Origin of the sequence: Methylomonas lenta (genome assembly GCF_001644015.1) — a bacterium.
Classification (GTDB): Bacteria; Pseudomonadota; Gammaproteobacteria; order Methylococcales; family Methylomonadaceae; genus Methylomonas; species Methylomonas lenta.
The window spans coordinates 12439-30677 of record NZ_LUUI01000154.1 but is presented as its reverse complement, the minus strand read 5'-3'; the positions used below and the strand labels follow the sequence as shown (position 1 = coordinate 30677).

The window sequence follows — 18239 nt, the reverse complement described above, 5'->3', positions numbered from 1 at the left end:
GGATTCTTGCATATGATATTCCATGCATATTCCTTAGTATAAATCAGCTTGGGCTATTCACTGAATAGGACAGGCGACGACCATTCGGGTTAAGCTTGTAAAAGTCTTACCCTGTCCATGCAATCGCCGATAACAAATGACGGAGTTTATATGTCGGATTTTTTTTCTAAGTCACGTATCACAGCCAAGCCCGGCTATAACCGCTGGTTGGTGCCGCCCGCCGCGTTATCGGTGCATCTTTGTATTGGTCAGGCTTATGCGTTTAGCGTGTTTAACAATCCACTTACACGAATCATCGGTGTCACGGAATCAGCGGCGGACGATTGGAAATTAACCACTTTGGGTTGGATTTTTAGTCTGGCGATTGTATTTTTGGGTTTGTCGGCGGCATTTGGCGGCAAGTGGCTGGAAAAAGTCGGACCGCGTTTGACTATGTTTGTGGCCGCCTGTTGCTTTGGGGGCGGTTTCTGGGTGGCTGCTTTGGGTGTGTGTTTGCATCAAATCTGGTTGATTTATCTGGGTTACGGTGTGATAGGCGGCATTGGTTTGGGTTTAGGTTATGTATCACCCGTATCGACCTTGATTAAATGGTTTCCGGATCGGCGCGGTATGGCCACAGGGCTGGCGATCATGGGCTTTGGTGGTGGTGCCATGATAGGTGCGCCGCTGTCGGTTTGGTTAATGGATGTGTTTAAATCCGCCAGTTCAGTAGGGGTGATGGAAGCGTTTTTGTTGATGGGGGCGATTTACTTTGTGTCGATGATGATAGGGGCGTTGACTATCCGTATTCCGCCGCCAGATTGGCAGCCTGCTAATTGGACGCCGCCACTGGTGGCAGACAAAATGATCACACAAGCGCATGTACATATTGATCAAGCCCTGAAAACTCCGCAGTTTTATTTGTTGTGGCTAGTGCTGTGTTTAAATGTGACTGCAGGGATAGGTGTGTTGGGTCAGGCTTCGGTGATGATACAAGAGATGTTTAAAGGCAGTGTTACACCGGCAGCAGCGGCCGGCTTTGTGGGATTGCTGAGTTTGTTTAACATGGGTGGGCGGTTTTTCTGGTCCTCTGCATCGGATTACCTGGGGCGTAAAAATACTTATTTTATTTTTCTGGCGTTGGGGGCCGTGTTGTACTCACTGGTGCCGAGTATGGGCTTGATCGGTAATATGGCAATCTTTGTATTGTTGTATGCCTTGATTATGAGTATGTATGGTGGCGGTTTTTCCACCATACCGGCTTATCTGGCGGATATTTTTGGTACGCGTTATGTCGGTGGCATTCACGGTCGATTATTAACCGCCTGGTCGACAGCGGGTGTATTAGGGCCGGTGTTGGTAAATTACATTCGTGAATATCAGATTGCGCAGGGCGTTGCCAAAGCCGAAGCCTACAATGTCACCATGTACATCATGGCTGGTATTTTAGTGTTGGGCTTTGTCTGTAATCTATTGATTAAACCCGTGCATGAAAAACACCATATGAAGCACGATGATTTTGATGAGCTGGATGGTATTTATCCAAATACACAAAAGGAGGCATCATGAATAACAAAAATAAAAAGTCGGGTTCGCGGTTGTGGCTGGTTCTATTTTGGCTGTATGTGGCGTTACCATTGTTATGGGGCGTAATGTCAACCTTGAAAAAAGCCATGGCTTTGTTTGGTTGAGGTGGATTTCAGCTATACCGCCGAAGCGTCATGCAAGCACTATCATTGCCACATGACCAATTACAGAATGATCACCAGAAAGGACACGTCAATATTAGCCTCTCCCATTTAAATATCGCATGAAGGAGTGTTTGAAATCTCTGATAATTCGGATGCTATTGCTGGTTTGCTTGTCGTTATCACTTTTGCTGGCGATGATTTTGTTAGCAATTGAAGCCGATCCCACCGTTAATACCCGGGCCAATTTGTCCGCAGATCAAGTCGCCAAGGTTAAACGGCTGTTTGATCGGAATGATCCGCGCCGCTTGCGGACCGGTGTGATAACCACAGCAAAACTCGGTCAGGAAGAATTGGATTTGGCGCTGAATTATCTGGTTAATCAATATGCCAACGGTGCTGCCCGCTTAAAAATTGAGCAAGGCAAAGCCCGGATCGAAGTCTCATTACCGCTAGCCGACAACCCTTTGGGCCGATATTTGAATTTTCATTTGGTGCTCAGACAAACTAACGGGCTGCCTGAAATCAGCGCCATCTCATTGGGGCGTTTGCCACTGCCAGGTTTCGTTGCCATTAGCCTGCTCAAATACAGCCAGACAGTATTGCCAATTACAGTCGATTGGCCAATGATAGCTCGCATGGTCAAGCTTGTTAAATTCCAGCCCAGGCGTTTGCTGGTGACTTATCAGTGGCGAGCAGAATTGCCATCACAAGTCAGTGGTGCGTTGGTCTCTAAAGATGAACTGCTACAGCTCGAAGCATATCAGCGGCGTTTAAGCGAGCTGGCGCAAACCGGCACGGCGGCAGTATCGTTGATCGATTTAATGCAGCCTTTATTTCAACTGGCAGTCGAGCGTAGCCAAAACGGCAATGCAATTCAGGAAAATAGAGCAGTGATAAGAGTGCTGGCCTTTTACGTTAATCAAAAAAACTTAAGTAAGTTAATGCCACAGCTCAAACGTTGGCCACGACCAATTTGGCGTAGAGTCACGCTGCAAAATCGTGATGACTTTAGCAAGCATTATTGCGTATCAGCATTTTTAGCCGCAGATGGTGGCACGCCACTCGCTGATGCGGTGGGTTTGTATAAAGAAATTCAAGACTCACGCGGTGGTAGCGGTTTTTCATTTAACGATATTGCGGCCGACCGGGCCGGGACGCGAATGGGCGAGTTGGCTATTGCCAGCGAACAGGACGCAAGGGCTATGCAAACATTTTTATCCACCGCTAACGAAGCAGACATTATGCCGGAAACAGCCGATTTACCTGAGTTTATGCCTGAAGCAGAGTTCAATCGCCGTTATGGCGGTTTACAGGGTGATGGTTACCAAAACATGATGATAGAGATTGAGCGACGAATAGCTGCACTAGCGATTAATCGGCGTTAGGCCGGAAGTAATCGCTAGTGTAGGGATTTGCTAATTTTAGTCTTTCAGTAACTGATCCCTGATCGGTAATTCGCGGATACGCTGACCGGTAGCGGCAAAAATGGCATTACATAATGCCGGTGCAATCGGCGGTACTCCCGGTTCGCCCACCCCACCAAGTGGGCTATCGAATTCGGTTGTGGGTACCAGATGTACCCGGATTTCACGTGGGGCATCATCTATGCGGGTTAGTTGATAATTATGAAAATTATCCTGTATAACTGCGCCATCCTTAAAGCTGATTTCACCTAGTGTTGCCAGGCTGACGCCCATAATGCAAGCACCTTCCAGCTGCGAACGAATACGTTCAGGATTGACTTGCGGGCCACAATCTACAGCGATATCGATTCTGGGAATACTAAGTTTGCCCGCCTGGTCGACGGCTACTTCCACCACCACGGCGACATAAGTCACAAAGCTGTAATGTGCGGCCAGGCCCAGGCCATGGCCTTTAGCGAGCGTGCGTCCCCAACCGGCTTCGCGGCAGGCCGAATCAATCACGTTTCGTAAGCGTCCGGTGTCCAGCGGGTATATTACGGGTGATTCGCCTTGATTCCAGGTATCCCCCAGACTGCGCGGATCGATACGCCGTGCAGGTCCAATCAATTCCAGCAGATAGTCTTTGTGATCGCGGCCGGCTGCGGTGGCTAATTCGGCAACGAAAGATTGGATGGCAAACGCGTGCGGTATATTGGATACCGAGCGAAACCAGCCGATACGGGTATGGGCTTCGGCTGCTGGATTTTCTATCCGCAGATTGGGAATGGCAAACGGCACGTTGATGACGCCCATACCCAGTTCGGCTGGCATCTCATGCACGCTACCGGCCGCGAAGGTTGATGAAATGCTCGGTGCTACCGTTCTGTGTAGCCAAGCGACGGTTTTACCTTGTTTATCCAGACCTGCTTCCAGATGTTCGACTGAAACTGTATGGAAATAAGAATGTTGCAGATCATCCTCGCGGGTCCAGGTCAGCTTGACCGGTTTTCCTTGCATGGCTTGTGATAATAAGGCGGCTTCAACCACATAATCCGGTTTGGATTTGCGGCCGAAACCACCACCCAGCAGAGTTACGTTTATAGTCACTTTGTCTTCCGGCAATTTCAGCCATTTGGCTACCTGGTCGCGAGATGCTTGTGGCGCCTGGGTGCAAGTCCAGACTTCACAATGACCTTTGATGATACGGGCGGTTGCCGCAGGAGGCTCCATCGGTGCCTGAGCAAGATGGGGGGCGTAATATTCTGCAGATAGTCGTTGTGTGGATTTGTCGAGAGCCGCATCGACATCGCCATCGTTACGTACCACTTTGCCGGGTTTTCGAGACGAAACCACCATCTCTGCCCGAAAATTATCAGAGTCATAACTGGCATTAGGGCCATTATCCCAAGAGATTTTCAAGGCTTTGCGTCCCTGGATAGCCGCCCAGGTATTCGTGGCTATCACCGCGATGCCACCGAGTGGATTGAACTCAGCGGGTGGCGGGCTGCTGTTTAGTTCAAGAACTTTAACCACGCCGGGTACTTTAAGAGCAGCACTGGCATCGTAATTTAAAACTTTGCCGCCGAACACCGGTGGCCTGGCGATGACAGCGTAAAGCATGCCTTCTAAACGAGTGTCTATGCCATATTGGGCTTGGCCAGTGACCATGGCCTGACCGTCATAAATTTTTAGCCCACCTTTACCTATGTAACGAAAATCAGCTGCATTTTTCAGGCGTAAGGTTTCCCGGGCCGGCACTGGGAGTTTTGCTGCAGCTTTGGCCAGTTCGCCATAGCTTAAGGATTGGCCACTGGCAGTGTGTATTACCTGATGCAGTTCGGCGTGGACTTCAGTTACCGGCACCTGCCATTGCGCGGCGGCTGCCGTTTCCAGCATTTGCCGCGCAGCAGCGCCTACACGGCGCATCGGCATAAAGAAATGCCGCATACTGCGGGAGCCGTCAGTATCCTGATTGCCAAATCGCACTTCATCACCAGGGGCCTGCTGCACTTTGACGTTTAGCCAGTTGGCATCGAGTTCGTCAGCTACTACCATAGGCAGGCTGGTGCGAACGCCTTGGCCCATTTCCGAACGATGACAGATGATGGTCACCGTGCCGTCTTCGGCGATGGCGACAAACACCAGTGGGTTATCTACCCAGCCGTGCGGCATGGCGTCGGCACCATATTTATCCGGTTCCGAGCTGGTTGCGGTTTCGTCTGCCAGTAGCAGCGATGGAAAGCCGACGGCGAGTACAAAGCCGCTAAGAGCAAAGTCTTTGAGGAAATTCCGCCGACTGATGTTGACGATGCTGAACTTATCAGCTGAACTATCTATTTGTTCTGCAGGTGATTTGATCTGATCCAATGATGTTTTCATGACTTAATCTCCGCTAGTCCGGCAGCCTGTTTAATGGCTGCCCGAATACGGGTATAGGTACCGCAGCGGCAGATATTGCCGCTCATGGCCTTATCGATATCGGCATCGCTAGGGTGGGCATTTTGCTTGAGTAAAGCGGTTGCGCTCATTACCTGGCCGGATTGGCAATAGCCGCATTGCGGTACACCCTGGCTTAACCAGGCTTCCTGCACTTTTTTACCGATAGCATCCTGATCCATGGCCTCGATAGTGACAATGGTTTTGCCAGCCGCAGCTGAAATAGGCGTGACACAGGCGCGGGTAGGTTCGCCGTCGATATGCACGGTACAAGCACCGCATAACGCCATACCGCAGCCGAATTTGGTGCCGGTTAATCCGACGTAGTCCCGCAAAGCCCAAAGTAGCGGCGTGTCGGCGGGTAAATCGATATTTTGTGACTGGCCATTAATGGTAAGCGTAATCATCGGCTATTTCTCCCGGCGGTTTTAATGCATAGATGCTACGGCAGGCAGCATGGGTTTTAGTTTGGATACTACACCCCCGGTATCGCCGAGTAAAGGCGGCACTAATCAGTTGCCGATGCGGTTTGGCATAAGGGCTGACCAAGACCGCCACGTCTGAGCATGACCATTTCGCTAAGGATGGATAAGGCAATTTCTTCCGGCAGTTTGGCGCCAAGATTAAGGCCGGCCGGGGCGCGAACTCTGGCAAGACTGGTTTCGCTAAAGCCCTCTTGGCCTAGTCTTGTCAATACCAGGCCTGCCCGCTTACGGCTGGACACCAGGGCGATATAAAACGCTTCGGAATGCAGCGCACGGCTCAATGCCTCATAGTCGCCTTTGTGATGGGTGGCGATGACGACGAAATCGCCAGGCTGTGGTTGTAACTGTTGGTAGCGGCTATCATCGTTGATGACGCGATAGGCGCTGGAAAACTTGTCTGTAATGGCTTGCGGGTCATTGATGATGACTTCAAAGCCCAAACGCTGCGCAAGCTCACAAAGGCTTTCGACGATACGGCCATGCCCCATTAACCAGAGCAGCGGTTTGGGTAACACGGGTTCGACATAGACTCGCATGCTGCCGCCACAAGGCATGCCGGCACCAAAAATTTCGTCGTTCAAATCAATTTCAATCACGCGTGGTTCTCCGCTGGCAAAACATTCCAGTGCTGCCTTAGCAACCATGGATTGGGCACAGCCGCCACCGATCCAGCCAACGAGTATATGCCCGGAAACGTCTATGAGTGCTTTGGCGGCTGGTTTGGCGGAGGATGAACCGAGAATTTCCACCACGGTAGCCAACGCATAAGGACGACGGTTTTTGTGCAGTTCAAGCTGCTGTTTCAGAATATCCAGGATCACAAGTCAGATGGCTTAGGGTGGTTTAAATCGTCAGGGGTGTCGATATCGCTTAGTACCCCGGCATCATCGCAATCAATCAGCTGTAATTGTTGACGATGGGCTTGAATCACATTTTTGGCGCCGCTGTCGCCGTGCAAAACAGACAGTTCAGATCTTAAGCTGCTGGAAAAACCCACGGGATGTCCGCGTCGACCTTGCCAGCAGGGCGCCGCGAGTAGTGCGCCTGTGCGAATAGCGTTCGCCACTTTTTGTATGGTTGCCGGTTGTATCCAGGGCATATCCGCCAAGGCGATTACATAGCCAGTCGCATTGGAGCAGGCGCGAATAGCATAAGCCAGACTGACGCCCATGCCCAGCTCGGCATCGTCACATATCAGCACCTCGGCACCTTCGGCTGCTAATAAACTGCCAAGCAGGTCACAACCAGGCCGAATCACCGTTAAAACCCGGTCTGTGCCGGCTGACAGGTTACGACAAGCTCGCACCGCTACCAGATCGCCATTCGGCAAGGATTGTGTCAATTTGTCGGCGCCGAAACGCTTGCTGGCTCCGGCGGCTAACAAGATGCCGGTAATCGAACTCATTAAAATATACGCATGCACCAGCACGCACTTTTGTAGCTGAAAAAATCAATCGTCATTCTCTATTTCTTATGTTCACATCGAGAGCAAGGTTATCACCTTTCTTTATGACGTTTTTAAGTCTTTACCATAGACACTTGCAGCTATTCGAACAAACCACAGTGGTCTATTTAAAATGACTGGAAATGCTATTAATGCAGTCACTGGGATGGGGGCAATATCAAGGATCAATAGTGCCAGCAAACTTAGGCAGCATTTAATCCTTGTCCGTCGGGTTTGCTTTTTAGTCTCGGGTAAAACTCTATCTTGTAGCGGCGGTTGCCTTTCATATAAATTCCCTAGCAGATTAAAGAACCAGCGCGGGCGCTCAATGACAATATAGAGTCCTATCAGGCAGGTGGGCGACACTGGACCAAAACCAATAATGGCAAGAATAGTAAACACAAAAAGACACTTAACTTGGGTTGGGTTCATATGATTTTATCCGATATAGCCAGTGCGCTCTTTTTAAGCGCCAAAACAGCTAAACACCATGTTGAGAATTAGCAAACTAGCACCCCAGTAAGCTGGTTTTGTGACAACAGCATTTTGCCAGTCAATAGGGTAAACATCGCTATTAATCTAACTAGTTTTATCATCATAGCTTGATTTTTTTATAGCTTAAGGCCGGCAATACCAACAAGCAGCAAATCAGCATCAGCGAAATGCCAATGGACAGCAATAAGCCCATGCTGGCGGTACCGGCGTGGGTGTTAAACGCCAAGCTGGAAAAGCTGCACAAGGTTGTTAAGGCGCTATAAAACACGCCGCGTGCTGCACTGGTTTGCAATAAATTGTGCTCTTCATCTTTCATGTGCTGCAAGCGATGTACGATGTGTATGCCGCTGTCGACGCCAATGCCCAGCAACAAGGGGAGTACGATGATATTGGCGAAATTGAAGGGGTTGTTAAGCAGTACGTTTGTAGCAGCCGTTAGCAGGGCTGCCAGCAATAAGGGTGTGATGATCAACCATGTTGTTTTCAGGCTACGTGTTTGCACCAATAACAGCAGAATGATCATCAGCAATGCAGCGGAAAATGCTTCAATAAAGGCTGCAACCACCGCCTCACCGGATTTGACGTCACCAATGGGCAATCCAAACACTTCCGGGTAAGTGGCTAGCATGTCATTCACAAAAGTCTTTAGATACTCGGGATTGTTCAGATTCTGCTCTGGCAACACAAGGACTCGATAGAGTCCACTATCGCTAACCCATTGCCTACGTATTTCTCTCGGCAAATCATCAATATCGAAGGCCGTTGCGGTTAAGCCATCACGCAGCTGCAGCATTGTGTAGGGCATTAACGCAAACAAGCTGTTTTCTAATTTTGCATACGTATCAGCCGGATTTTGACTTTGATCGGCTTGCTGGATGAAATTTAAGATATCTTTATGCAGCTTTGTCAGCAAATCATGGGCTACAAGCGTTGTTGGTTGATCCGTGGTCTTTTGCAAAGTTTCGGCTAACTTCAATAAAGCGGCACGCACATCGGACTGTTCGTGCGGCTGTTCGAAACGATTTAGCTGGGTAGGCATAATCAAGTTTAGATTGTCGATAATCGCCAGCTTTTCATCCTGCTGTTCCGGCACCAAGCTGTTTAAAGTGATGGCCTCATGCACGCTAGGTAATTTTGCAAATTGCGCCGCCAACTGGTCGGCATGGCTCAAGCTATCTGTCAGTGCCGAGGTCGCGAACGGTGAATCGGTTTTACTACTGAGCAATTTTTTGAAGGCAATGACTGACTGTGTATGTTGGTCGCGCAAATTGATCGGGTTGGAATCGAATGTCAGCCTTGTCAACATGAAGCTAGCCCCGATTGCTAGCAGTAATGCGCTGATACGAATAGCTTTTGCATGACGAAATGGAAAGGCATAAGCCGATTCCGGTAACAGCGATTTGTCGTTTGCTGGCAGGGTCGTTAGAGGCAGCAGCTTTAGCAATGCCGGCAACAAAGTCAAAGACACCATCAAGCCGATAAAAATGCCGACTCCAGCGATGATACCTAGCTCTGATACGCCTTTGAAATCGGTAGGGATAAAGGCAAAAAAACCGATTGCTGTGGTAAAAGCACATAAAAACATCGGCCTACTGATGGTGGCTAGAGTGCTGGAGATAGCTTGTTCGCTCAGTATCCCTTGCTGACGATATTCCTGGTAACGTAAACAGAAGTGGGTGGCGTAATCCACCCCCAGACCAATGTAAAGCACTGCAAACGCCACTGATATTAAATTCAAATGGCCAATTGTCACTGCGGCAAAACCGGTCGTTACAACCAAACCGACAATCAGCGCGATGAAGGTTACAAACAAGAGTCGCAGCGAACGAAAACCAATCCAAAGCGATCCCAGCACCAGTAATAATGACGCCAGACTGGAAATGACCATGCCACGACTGACGGTTTCCAGTTCCTCATGCTCCAGAGGTACTTCTCCGGTGAAACTCAAATTAATGTCGGGATATAGGGTTGCTAATTCCTTGGCCAAGCCACGTAAATAAGTCATGGCTGGTTCGGCAGGCATCAGTTGTTCAAAATTCAGATGCGGTTTGGCAATGATCAGGCGTCGGGTCTGATCACGGTCAAAATTGGCTGCAGTCAATAGTTTTTGCCATGAAACGTAATGCGGTTGACCTGCGCTGACCGCGAGGATGCTTTCATCAATGGCACTTAACAACGGATCCAGCGGCATGCTCAGCTCTTGTTCCTGACCCTGCAGTGCCAGCGAAATAATATCCATCAGGCCGGCAAAATGATAATGATTGGATAGATAGCCAATAAATGGCTGGGCATCGATCAGTTTGTTGGACAGTGTGTCCAGATCGGTAAGGTTGAGATATAAAAAACCCTGCTGCCGGAAAAACGGGTTTTCTTCCGGCATATAACTTGATTCAAACAAGTCTGATTGTGTTTGCAAGCGTTGGTTGACAAGGGCAGCAACCATCGCAGTTTGTTCGGGTGTGGATGATTCCACCGCCACAATAATGGCAGAAGCATCCTGCGGAAAGGCTTGATCCAGCTTTCGCCTGACTTTCTGGAAAGGTAAATCCTGCGAGAGCATTTCGGCGGTATTGGTATTGATTCCCAGATGGCCAACTGTATAGTTTAAGCTGATGCCGCTGAGGACGATAAACAGCAGTAAAATCAGCCAAGGAAATCGCAAAGCCAGCCTGGATAAACAGGTAAATAGGCGATCAGTTAGGTTCAGCAGCATGATTGATCGCCACTGAAATTATCGCTCGATGTTGTCATTGCCTATCCTGATCAAAGTGTAAATTTAATCAGTTTAATCTGCAGATGAACGAATCGCGCGGCCTAGAAAAAATTTTATATTTTTTTTACAGTCAATTCGGTTTGAAAATAGGCATGAATTTTTATAGCTGTTTATGACTTGCGAAAAATTGATGAAAAAACGGATACAAAAAATTATTAAGCCGGATAATATTAAAACATGATGACACTCAATACAGTTATTCGCCGTTATATTCGAATTTTCGAAATGATAGGAGTATTGATGCGGATTTTTAGCTTTAGTTTAGTCAGTTGGCTTGGGCCTGAGAGCCCGTTTGCATTTATTTGGGTTTTTAATACTGTTGATGCCGTCATACTTTCATGGTGTTCCATTTTAAAACGTGATTATGCGTATACCTTGCTCAATGTCTTCTGGATTATGGTTGGCGTTGTTGGGATATTAAGGGCAGAGAATCTGATACATTGACTTCATGCAGTCAGAGAATAGGCTAATAAAAATTTATTGAACCTCTTTATTAGAAAGAGGTTGGAAACTCGAATTTTAATATTTTTGTCAGCTGAGTATGTTTGAATTTTAAGATAGATAGAAAGCAGATTTAATACCTATAGCAATGCAGCTTTAAATGCTTTTTATTAAGACTGATAACTGAACTGGGGATTCGATCCGGAACAGGGAAGGTTGACGCAACCAACAGATTACCTACAGCCAATTCATTGCGACATTTCTCATCCAGCCTAGTCATGACTTTAGGTGACAAAAATGCAAAAACAACGCTGTAATTGGCTAATGGGTAATCCCAAAAATTATCTCGGTATATCTTGACGCTTTTAAACTTCCGACAACGCCAGACTAATATCAGCCATGGAATCGGGGCTTGCTCAACGGCAGTGATGTGCATTTGTGGAAATCGATTAGCCAGAGGAACCACCACACTTCCAATTCCGGCCCCTAAATCGATCAAACTGTCCGCCTGTTCTCTCTGTACGATGGTTGATAGTGCCTGACTAACCGCAGGGGATGATAAGAACAGCGGGACATCGCCTTTAACAGTGCCCCAAAAAACCAGAATTAGTAGCATAAAACCCAGCAAATAAATCCATGCCGGCAGATTCAATTGCACTAATAAGCCAATCAAAGGCAAAAATAATAGATGAATCGGTATCCACCAGAGTGGTTGACGGAATAGGCGTGATAACAGTACGGCCAGAAGTGGCTGTAGCTCAATCGGTAATATCAATATAAAAGCATTCCCTTTCAGCGTTAGCAACAGCGGTGTCAATACAAGCGCTAAAACTTGGCAACTCAAGGCTTTTAACCATGGCATAAAAATGTGGCCCGACGAGAGTTATCGTTTTAGAAACAATGAGATTTTTCTGTTAGCGCACTTGTGAGTTTAAAGGTGCTGAAGTGCTTTCCGGAATCACGATGGCTTTCTGGGCAGCATCAATATCCAAACCTTCATGCAGAACCTGGTTCTCGGTCTTTTTATTCATTACGATAATCGATATACGGCGATTCATAGGGTCATTGGGTTTATCTGCAATATAAGGAATACTTGAGGCTAAGCCTACAATACGCAAGACTTTATCTTCCGCCAGACCGCCTAGAGTGAGTTCATGACGGGCCACATTGGCACGATCACTGGATAGCTCCCAGTTAGAATAGCCGGAACTGTTAGCGGGGAAGGGCAGGGCGTCTGTATGGCCGTTGATACTGAGTTTATTAGGCAGTTCATTAATGACAGCTGCCAACTTGTGCAAAATCATTTGTGCATAATCTTCGATACGCGAACTGGCTAATTTGAACATGGGGCGATTCTTGGCATCCACGATCTGAATTTTTAAACCTTCCGGCGTGGTCTGCATCTTGATTTGATCTTTATATTCGGCAAGTTCAGCATTCGCTGCCAGCATGGATTCGATTTTGCCTTGTAATTGCTCTAATTGAATTTTTTCCTGCTGCTCCGCAATTTTTTCCACATCCGCTAGGGTTGGTTCGCTGGGCGTTACTTCTTCACCCAGGTGCACCTGACCTGCATCTTTTGCAGTCAAATCTTCACCGCCACCCTGGATAATAGCGGTTCTGTCGCCCACGCCTTCACCGCCATTTAACGAGACGGAATAAGGATTTTGAAAATACTCGGAAATGCCTTTTTTAGTCGCTTCGTCAGTGGAGCCCAGTAACCACATCAACAAGAAAAACGCCATCATGGCCGTTACAAAATCGGCATAAGCAATTTTCCAGGCACCGCCATGGTGAGCATGACCGGCTTTTTTGATGATTTTTTTGATGATGATAGGTTGTTCAGCCATGTATTTAACCCTTTCCAGCTTTTAACTGCGCTTCCATTTCTTCAAAGCTGGGTCGAACGTGGTGTGGGATAGCTGAGCGCATGAATTCCACGGTAATAGGTGGAGAGGTGCCCAAGGCACAATTTAAAATACCTTTTTTGACGCACTTGTAAGCATTGGCTTCTTCCTCTAAGCGGTCTTCCATCACGGCCGCCACCGGGCTTACAAAGCCATAGGCAATTAAAATCCCTAAAAAGGTACCCACCAAAGCGGCTGCAATCAACTTGCCGAGTTCGGCAGGTGGAATGCCCACAGATTCCATGGTATGCACTACACCCATGACGGCTGCCACAATACCAAACGCGGGCATACCATCGCCTATGCGCTGCACGGCCGCGATGGGGGCATGCCCCGTTTCGTGATGTACTTCGATTTCTGCATCGATAATATCCTCCAGCTGATTAATATCGACACCGGTTAAAATCAAGCGGAGCTTATCGCAAATAAATTCCAGTAAGTGATGATCTTGAATGACTTTTTCGCCAAAAATCGAGCTACCTTCCGGGTCATCAACCACTTTTTCCAAAGACAACAAGCCTTCTTTGCGGGCCTTTTGGCCCAGATAGCTGAAGCTAGTCAATAAGTCCAAATAATACGCGGTGTTGTAACGACTGCTCTTCAACGTACCGATACCGCCGGCAATAGCTGCTTTGATGGTATTCGTCGAATTACTGGCGACAAAGGCACCTGTTGCGGAACCCACGATAATCAGCACCTCCACCGGCTGCATTAACACACCAAGATGACCGCCAGCTAATAAAAACCCACCGAAGACGCAGCCTAAAATGACAACATAACCAATAATTACAAACATATAATCCTTTCAATATCAATAATACTATTGACTCAGGGCAGTTCATCTACAGAGACGTCCTTTTCCTTAAGCGTCAAGTCCTGACGAGTTAACCCCAGTGTCAATGCCAAAGAACTGGCAATATAAATAGAGGAATAGGTACCCTTAATCACTCCGATCAACATGGCAATCGCAAAGCCATGGATGGTTTTGCCACCCAAAAATGCCAGTGCCAGCAGGGTTAAAAAAACGGTCAACGAGGTTAAAATGGTTCGGCTCAAGGTGTCGTTGAGCGCGTTGTTGGCAATCTCAAACATGGAACCTTGCCGACTGCTACGCACGGTTTCCCGAATTCGGTCATAGACCACGATAGTGTCGTTGATAGAATAGCCTACCAAAGCCAGAATTGCCGATAGCACTGTCATGTCAAATTCCCAGCCGAACACTGAAAAAAAGCCCATGGTGATGATGGTGTCATGGAACAAAGCCGCAATTGCGCCGACTGATAACTTCCATTCAAAACGCATGCTGACGTAAATCATCACGCCAATAAACGACAACAATAACGCCAAGCCGCCGTCATTAAACAATTCTTCGCCAACTTGCGGGCCGACGAATTCTACCCGGCGCATTTCACCTGGCTGGGCTTGACTGGAATTGGCAACCGATAGAATAGTTTGAGTCAGTTGTTCCTGATCCATATCAGCAATAGGTTTCAAACGAATCAACACATCCTGCGAGGTGCCAAAATGTTGCAGGTTGGCATCCGGAAAACCCTGTTGTTCCAGAGTTGTACGCATACGATCCAAATCCACTGATTGGGCATAGTGCAACTCATAGACACTACCACCGGTAAAGTCGATGCCAAGGTTTAAGCCATTGATGACAAACGAGATGATAGATATCAAAAACAGCGTACCGGAGAAGAGAAAGGCTATTTTTCGTTTGCCCAGAAAATCAATTTTCCGAATTGGTTTCATAGTTATTTCCAAATTTTATCAGGGTTTCAGGTTGGTTTTGTGCGCAAGAGCAGCGCGGTTAATTTTTCCAAAAAGCCGGCGTAAGCAGCAGGATCAGGGTAAATACTTCCAGACGACCCAGCAGCATGGTGAGGGAACAGGTCCAGGTTTGAAAATCACTAAGACTGCCATAATTGGTAGCAGGGCCAACTTGATGTAGGCCGGGGCCGGCATTGTTAATGCAGGCAATGATGGCGCTGAGGGCAGAGATTGGATCCATACCGGCAAAAATCAGCGTAAACGTCATCGCCACTACCGAAATGAAATACAAAAAAATAAACGCCAATACGGCAAAAATAATCTTGTTGGCAACCGGTGTGTTGCCGATCCTAAGCGGGTGGATAGCGCGTGGGTGCAAAATAGTAAACATTTCCCGACCCGCCTGTTTCCATAACAACAAAGCCCGAAACAATTTGATGCCGCCGCCGGTAGAGCCGGTGCAAGCTGTCACGCAACTTAGATACAACATCCACCAGGGCACAAAGGGCGGCCATTGGTCATAGTCGACGCTGACAAAACCACAGTCGGTGGCGATAGACACCAGATTGAAGGTGACATGTCGCAAACCGACGAAATAATCTTCGTAGACTTCAAAGTAATTTAAATAACCGGCGCAAACCAGAATACTGGCGGCAATTATGCCCAGCATGGGTATTGTTTCCGGATCGGCTAAATAAGGTTTGAAACTGCGCCGAAATAACACGGTGTAATGGGTGGCGAAATTAATGGCAGAGATCAACATAAAAACCGTCAGCACCAGTTCGATGGCTACCGAATCAAAATAGCCAACGCTGGCATCATGGGTTGAAAACCCGCCTAACGCCAAGGTAGCAAAGGCGTGGCAAATCGCATCAAACCAGCCCATCCCGGCGAGTTTTAAACACAGAATGCATAATAAGGTAATGCCGGCATACACCAGCCAAAGTAGACGGGCAGTTTCGGTGATACGCGGGGTGATTTTGCTGTCTTTGACCGGGCCGGCGATTTCGGCTTTGTATAGTTGCATACCGCCGACACCCAGTAAAGGAAGCACCGCCACCGCCAGTACGATAATGCCCAAGCCACCAATCCAGTTCAGTTCGTGCCGCCACAAATTCAGCGAGGGCGCTAGTTGATCCAAGCCGACCAATACCGTGGCGCCGGTGGTGGTAAAGCCGGACATGGTTTCAAAAAATGCATCAGTAAATGATAGATTGGGGATACCCCACATTAATGGCAGGGTGGCGGCAGAAGCCATCAATCCCCAAAAAAATGCCACCAATAAATAGCCGTCGCGGTTTCTTAATTCGCCACGCCAATGCATCGTTATCCCTGCCAGCAGAGCGCCCGCGCCAATGTTCATTAACATGCCATCCAGAAAGTGCTGGATCATGCCGTCGTCATAAATGAGAGAGGCAAGAATAGGAAACAAATAGGTCAGGCCAAATACCATCAAGATCAGCCCCAATACAAAGGCCAACGTACAGAAGCGTTTCATGAAAGTTTGAACCTGAGAAAGAATGTCAACGACATAAAAGCCTTATCAGTGTTAGTCGCTGGATAACGAAACAGGCAACTGACATACTCAAACACCAAAATACGCATAACAAATACTTGAGACCACACCCAGCAGAACCATGCCGACTTTCGCCTGTAAGGTTTGCTCGCCCCAGTAATAAAGCAAACTGGCCATTTTACGTGAATAATGCTCACGCAGGGCTTGACTAAAACGCAGACAAATCGATGGCAAAATAAGCCATAACCCGTAGAGTAATATAGTTGCAAATGCAACCAGAGTGTAAAACACGATGATTTGGGTCTGATGCAATCCAGTGTGAAATAAGTGTTCCACGATATGATCCAGCGTGGATTCGACGTACTCAAACAGCAAATGCAACAGATGTAAAATTACTTCCAGCAGATAATGGGCCAGCGTTAACAGGTAATCTAAAACTTGATCCGGTACAGCCAGAAAAATAATGGCTGCCAATAGCAGCAAACCATTCCGGATAAATTGCTGTTTTCTACGCTTTTCAAGAAAGCCATCCAATACCTTCCGGTCGTCGATCGCCAAATTCACAAAACGAACGCCAATTAAATAGGGGTAACGGTCGTTTTCGTATGGATTGCTGGGTTTGCAGTAAACCACTTTGCAACAGCAGGTGATATTGGTCATATCAGCCAACAGTAAGATGCGTGTTAGTAGATAATCTCCCGCCTGCAATTGTTCTTTACAAGTAAACGATAGGCCGCTGGTGCTAATATTGACATTCAAGGTGTCATTATCCAGGCTTTCTGAGTCAGGCAGCCCAGCTTCGAATGACAATTCATCGGTCATTCCACCAGACTTTGCTACCTCTTGATACGAATACAATATTGAGGACATCGGCTTAATATCATGCTGGGTTTGGATGTCTTGGTTGCGATCAATCTTGCAATAAAAAAGGTTGGCACGCTGGAAAACACGAAAGGCCATACGCCGATTTAATTTGTTTTTATTGTCTTTAATCATAAAGATCCGGAAAAACTCGCTACCCTCAGTCAGTCAACGACATAGTCCAGCTATTAGTCCGCAGCATTGGCAGCATTTTCCCGAGCACGTTTGGCAAGGTGCGTAGAGCGCCAAAATAACATAGCGCCCACGGCGACCAATCCCAGTAAAAAGTGGACTTCGTAATGCTTTATTTCGCCTAAAAATGATTCAGCAACATCGCCGAATTCAAATCCCAGATAACCAACTGCAATCGCCCAAATCCCCGCACCCAAGCCATTAAGCAGAAAGAATTTTCCCGGATGCATGCGGCTGGCGCCAATCACAAAGGGTGTTACATTGCGCACGCCATATAAAAATCGAAATCCCAACACCACTTTAATTTGATGCCTATGCAATAAATCAAATACTTTGTCAGTTTTGCTATGCCATAAAGGTCGTTTTTCCAAAAACGCAATGCCTTTGTAACGTCCTAAATAGAAAAAGCTTTGGTCGCCGGCAAATGTACCTAAAAATGCTGTCAGTATGACCAAAGGTAACTGAAGATATCCACTAAACGCTAAAAAGCCGGCAATCACTAAAATCGTTTCGCCTTCTAAAAAGGTGCCTATTAATAAGGCCCAATACCCGTAATCGATGATCAGTTGATGTAAATCCATAATATGTGCGAATGACCTAAGTGACCCTGCGAAAGCGGGAATATGTGGACAGTATAATTAAAAATACGCTTCAGCTCTCGTGTTCTAAATCGTCGTCGTGTTTGGTTGGTTTTTGTGTTTTGTCAGCCTCCTGCAGGGCTTTACGGAAATGGTTGATAGCGCCTCCCAAGTCTGCGCCGAGGTTTTTTAAACGCTTGCTGCCAAATACCAATAACACGATGACCAGAACCACCATTAAATGCGGAATGCTAAATCCCATCTG

At 47.5% G+C, this 18239-nt stretch carries 18 protein-coding genes; 4 read left to right on the top strand and 14 right to left on the bottom strand.

Annotated features, from left to right (window positions below):
- Window positions 1-150 precede the first annotated feature (150 nt).
- The 3 genes from A1359_RS19435 to A1359_RS19430 all read left to right on the top strand — a co-directional run bounded on the left by A1359_RS19435 (window position 151) and on the right by A1359_RS19430 (window position 3055).
- Window positions 151-1548: an L-lactate MFS transporter gene (locus A1359_RS19435; RefSeq protein WP_066987357.1), complete on the top strand. Its 1398-nt coding sequence runs from the start codon at window positions 151-153 to the stop codon at window positions 1546-1548.
- A complete protein-coding gene (locus tag A1359_RS23515; RefSeq protein ID WP_269747948.1) occupies window positions 1545-1670 on the top strand; it encodes an MFS transporter small subunit in 126 nt (41 codons plus the stop codon). Before A1359_RS19435 ends, A1359_RS23515 begins: the two co-directional genes overlap by 4 nt.
- A 131-nt stretch (window positions 1671-1801) precedes the next feature.
- Window positions 1802-3055: a hypothetical protein gene (locus tag A1359_RS19430; RefSeq protein ID WP_232322393.1), complete on the top strand. Its 1254-nt coding sequence runs from the start codon at window positions 1802-1804 to the stop codon at window positions 3053-3055.
- Window positions 3056-3091: 36 nt separating this feature from the next.
- On the opposite strand, the gene A1359_RS19425 is transcribed toward A1359_RS19430, so the two are convergent.
- The 6 genes from A1359_RS19425 to A1359_RS19400 all read right to left on the bottom strand — a co-directional run bounded on the left by A1359_RS19425 (window position 3092) and on the right by A1359_RS19400 (window position 10646).
- On the bottom strand, window positions 3092-5452 hold the full coding sequence (locus A1359_RS19425; RefSeq protein WP_066987350.1) for a xanthine dehydrogenase family protein molybdopterin-binding subunit: 2361 nt from the start codon (window positions 5450-5452) through the stop codon (window positions 3092-3094).
- On the bottom strand, window positions 5449-5916 hold the full coding sequence (locus A1359_RS19420; protein WP_066987347.1) for a (2Fe-2S)-binding protein: 468 nt from the start codon (window positions 5914-5916) through the stop codon (window positions 5449-5451). Before A1359_RS19420 ends, A1359_RS19425 begins: the two co-directional genes overlap by 4 nt.
- 101 nt (window positions 5917-6017) lie before the next feature.
- Window positions 6018-6815: an XdhC family protein gene (locus A1359_RS19415; protein ID WP_066987344.1), complete on the bottom strand. Its 798-nt coding sequence runs from the start codon at window positions 6813-6815 to the stop codon at window positions 6018-6020.
- On the bottom strand, window positions 6812-7399 hold the full coding sequence (locus A1359_RS19410; protein ID WP_066987341.1) for a nucleotidyltransferase family protein: 588 nt from the start codon (window positions 7397-7399) through the stop codon (window positions 6812-6814). Before A1359_RS19410 ends, A1359_RS19415 begins: the two co-directional genes overlap by 4 nt.
- A gap of 102 nt (window positions 7400-7501) precedes the next feature.
- Complete coding sequence (locus A1359_RS19405; RefSeq protein WP_066987338.1) at window positions 7502-7870, bottom strand: hypothetical protein; 369 nt, start codon at window positions 7868-7870, stop codon at window positions 7502-7504.
- Between the two features lie 163 nt (window positions 7871-8033).
- Entirely contained in the window at window positions 8034-10646 is a 2613-nt protein-coding gene (locus A1359_RS19400; protein WP_066987335.1) for an MMPL family transporter, read from the bottom strand.
- 237 nt (window positions 10647-10883) lie between these two features.
- Between A1359_RS19400 and A1359_RS19395 the strand changes: the two genes are divergently transcribed.
- The gene (locus tag A1359_RS19395; protein WP_198159416.1) at window positions 10884-11150 is read left to right on the top strand and encodes a hypothetical protein; all 267 of its coding nucleotides are present in this window, start codon (window positions 10884-10886) and stop codon (window positions 11148-11150) included.
- Window positions 11151-11280: 130 nt separating this feature from the next.
- Here the strand turns inward: A1359_RS19395 and A1359_RS19390 are convergent, their stop codons facing one another.
- The 8 genes from A1359_RS19390 to tatA all read right to left on the bottom strand — a co-directional run bounded on the left by A1359_RS19390 (window position 11281) and on the right by tatA (window position 18236).
- The gene (locus A1359_RS19390) at window positions 11281-12009 is read right to left on the bottom strand and encodes a class I SAM-dependent methyltransferase (RefSeq protein WP_066987329.1); all 729 of its coding nucleotides are present in this window, start codon (window positions 12007-12009) and stop codon (window positions 11281-11283) included.
- 52 nt (window positions 12010-12061) lie between these two features.
- Complete coding sequence (gene motB / locus A1359_RS19385; protein WP_066987326.1) at window positions 12062-12997, bottom strand: flagellar motor protein MotB; 936 nt, start codon at window positions 12995-12997, stop codon at window positions 12062-12064.
- Window positions 12998-13001: 4 nt separating this feature from the next.
- Window positions 13002-13850 carry a flagellar motor stator protein MotA gene (gene motA / locus A1359_RS19380; RefSeq protein ID WP_066987323.1) on the bottom strand — a complete coding sequence of 283 codons (849 nt, stop codon included), beginning with the start codon at window positions 13848-13850 and terminating at the stop codon, window positions 13002-13004.
- Window positions 13851-13882: 32 nt separating this feature from the next.
- Window positions 13883-14809, bottom strand: a complete 927-nt coding sequence (secF, locus tag A1359_RS19375; protein WP_066987318.1) for a protein translocase subunit SecF — start codon at window positions 14807-14809, stop codon at window positions 13883-13885.
- Between the two features lie 58 nt (window positions 14810-14867).
- Window positions 14868-16325, bottom strand: coding sequence for a TrkH family potassium uptake protein (locus A1359_RS19370; protein ID WP_066987317.1), 1458 nt, complete (start codon window positions 16323-16325; stop codon window positions 14868-14870).
- Window positions 16326-16412: 87 nt separating this feature from the next.
- A complete protein-coding gene (locus A1359_RS19365; RefSeq protein WP_066987314.1) occupies window positions 16413-17339 on the bottom strand; it encodes a PilZ domain-containing protein in 927 nt (308 codons plus the stop codon).
- A gap of 53 nt (window positions 17340-17392) precedes the next feature.
- Entirely contained in the window at window positions 17393-17977 is a 585-nt protein-coding gene (locus A1359_RS19360) for a DedA family protein (RefSeq protein ID WP_066987311.1), read from the bottom strand.
- 70 nt (window positions 17978-18047) lie between these two features.
- On the bottom strand, window positions 18048-18236 hold the full coding sequence (gene tatA / locus A1359_RS19355) for a twin-arginine translocase TatA/TatE family subunit (protein ID WP_066987308.1): 189 nt from the start codon (window positions 18234-18236) through the stop codon (window positions 18048-18050).
- Window positions 18237-18239 lie beyond the last annotated feature (3 nt).

What these genes read in the sequence shown, in the direction of transcription:
- A1359_RS19435 (WP_066987357.1), top strand. Translation starts at nt 151, where the DNA reads ATGTCGGATTTTTTTTCTAAGTCACGTATCACAGCCAAGCCCGGCTAT.
- A1359_RS23515 (WP_269747948.1), top strand. Translation starts at nt 1,545, where the DNA reads ATGAATAACAAAAATAAAAAGTCGGGTTCGCGGTTGTGGCTGGTTCTA.
- A1359_RS19425 (WP_066987350.1), bottom strand. Translation starts at nt 5,452, where the DNA reads ATGAAAACATCATTGGATCAGATCAAATCACCTGCAGAACAAATAGAT.
- A1359_RS19420 (WP_066987347.1), bottom strand. Translation starts at nt 5,916, where the DNA reads ATGATTACGCTTACCATTAATGGCCAGTCACAAAATATCGATTTACCC.
- A1359_RS19410 (WP_066987341.1), bottom strand. Translation starts at nt 7,399, where the DNA reads ATGAGTTCGATTACCGGCATCTTGTTAGCCGCCGGAGCCAGCAAGCGT.
- A1359_RS19405 (WP_066987338.1), bottom strand. Translation starts at nt 7,870, where the DNA reads ATGAACCCAACCCAAGTTAAGTGTCTTTTTGTGTTTACTATTCTTGCC.
- A1359_RS19400 (WP_066987335.1), bottom strand. Translation starts at nt 10,646, where the DNA reads ATGCTGCTGAACCTAACTGATCGCCTATTTACCTGTTTATCCAGGCTG.
- A1359_RS19395 (WP_198159416.1), top strand. Translation starts at nt 10,884, where the DNA reads ATGATGACACTCAATACAGTTATTCGCCGTTATATTCGAATTTTCGAA.
- A1359_RS19390 (WP_066987329.1), bottom strand. Translation starts at nt 12,009, where the DNA reads ATGCCATGGTTAAAAGCCTTGAGTTGCCAAGTTTTAGCGCTTGTATTG.
- motB (WP_066987326.1), bottom strand. Translation starts at nt 12,997, where the DNA reads ATGGCTGAACAACCTATCATCATCAAAAAAATCATCAAAAAAGCCGGT.
- motA (WP_066987323.1), bottom strand. Translation starts at nt 13,850, where the DNA reads ATGTTTGTAATTATTGGTTATGTTGTCATTTTAGGCTGCGTCTTCGGT.
- secF (WP_066987318.1), bottom strand. Translation starts at nt 14,809, where the DNA reads ATGAAACCAATTCGGAAAATTGATTTTCTGGGCAAACGAAAAATAGCC.
- A1359_RS19370 (WP_066987317.1), bottom strand. Translation starts at nt 16,325, where the DNA reads ATGAAACGCTTCTGTACGTTGGCCTTTGTATTGGGGCTGATCTTGATG.
- A1359_RS19365 (WP_066987314.1), bottom strand. Translation starts at nt 17,339, where the DNA reads ATGATTAAAGACAATAAAAACAAATTAAATCGGCGTATGGCCTTTCGT.
- A1359_RS19360 (WP_066987311.1), bottom strand. Translation starts at nt 17,977, where the DNA reads ATGGATTTACATCAACTGATCATCGATTACGGGTATTGGGCCTTATTA.
- tatA (WP_066987308.1), bottom strand. Translation starts at nt 18,236, where the DNA reads ATGGGATTTAGCATTCCGCATTTAATGGTGGTTCTGGTCATCGTGTTA.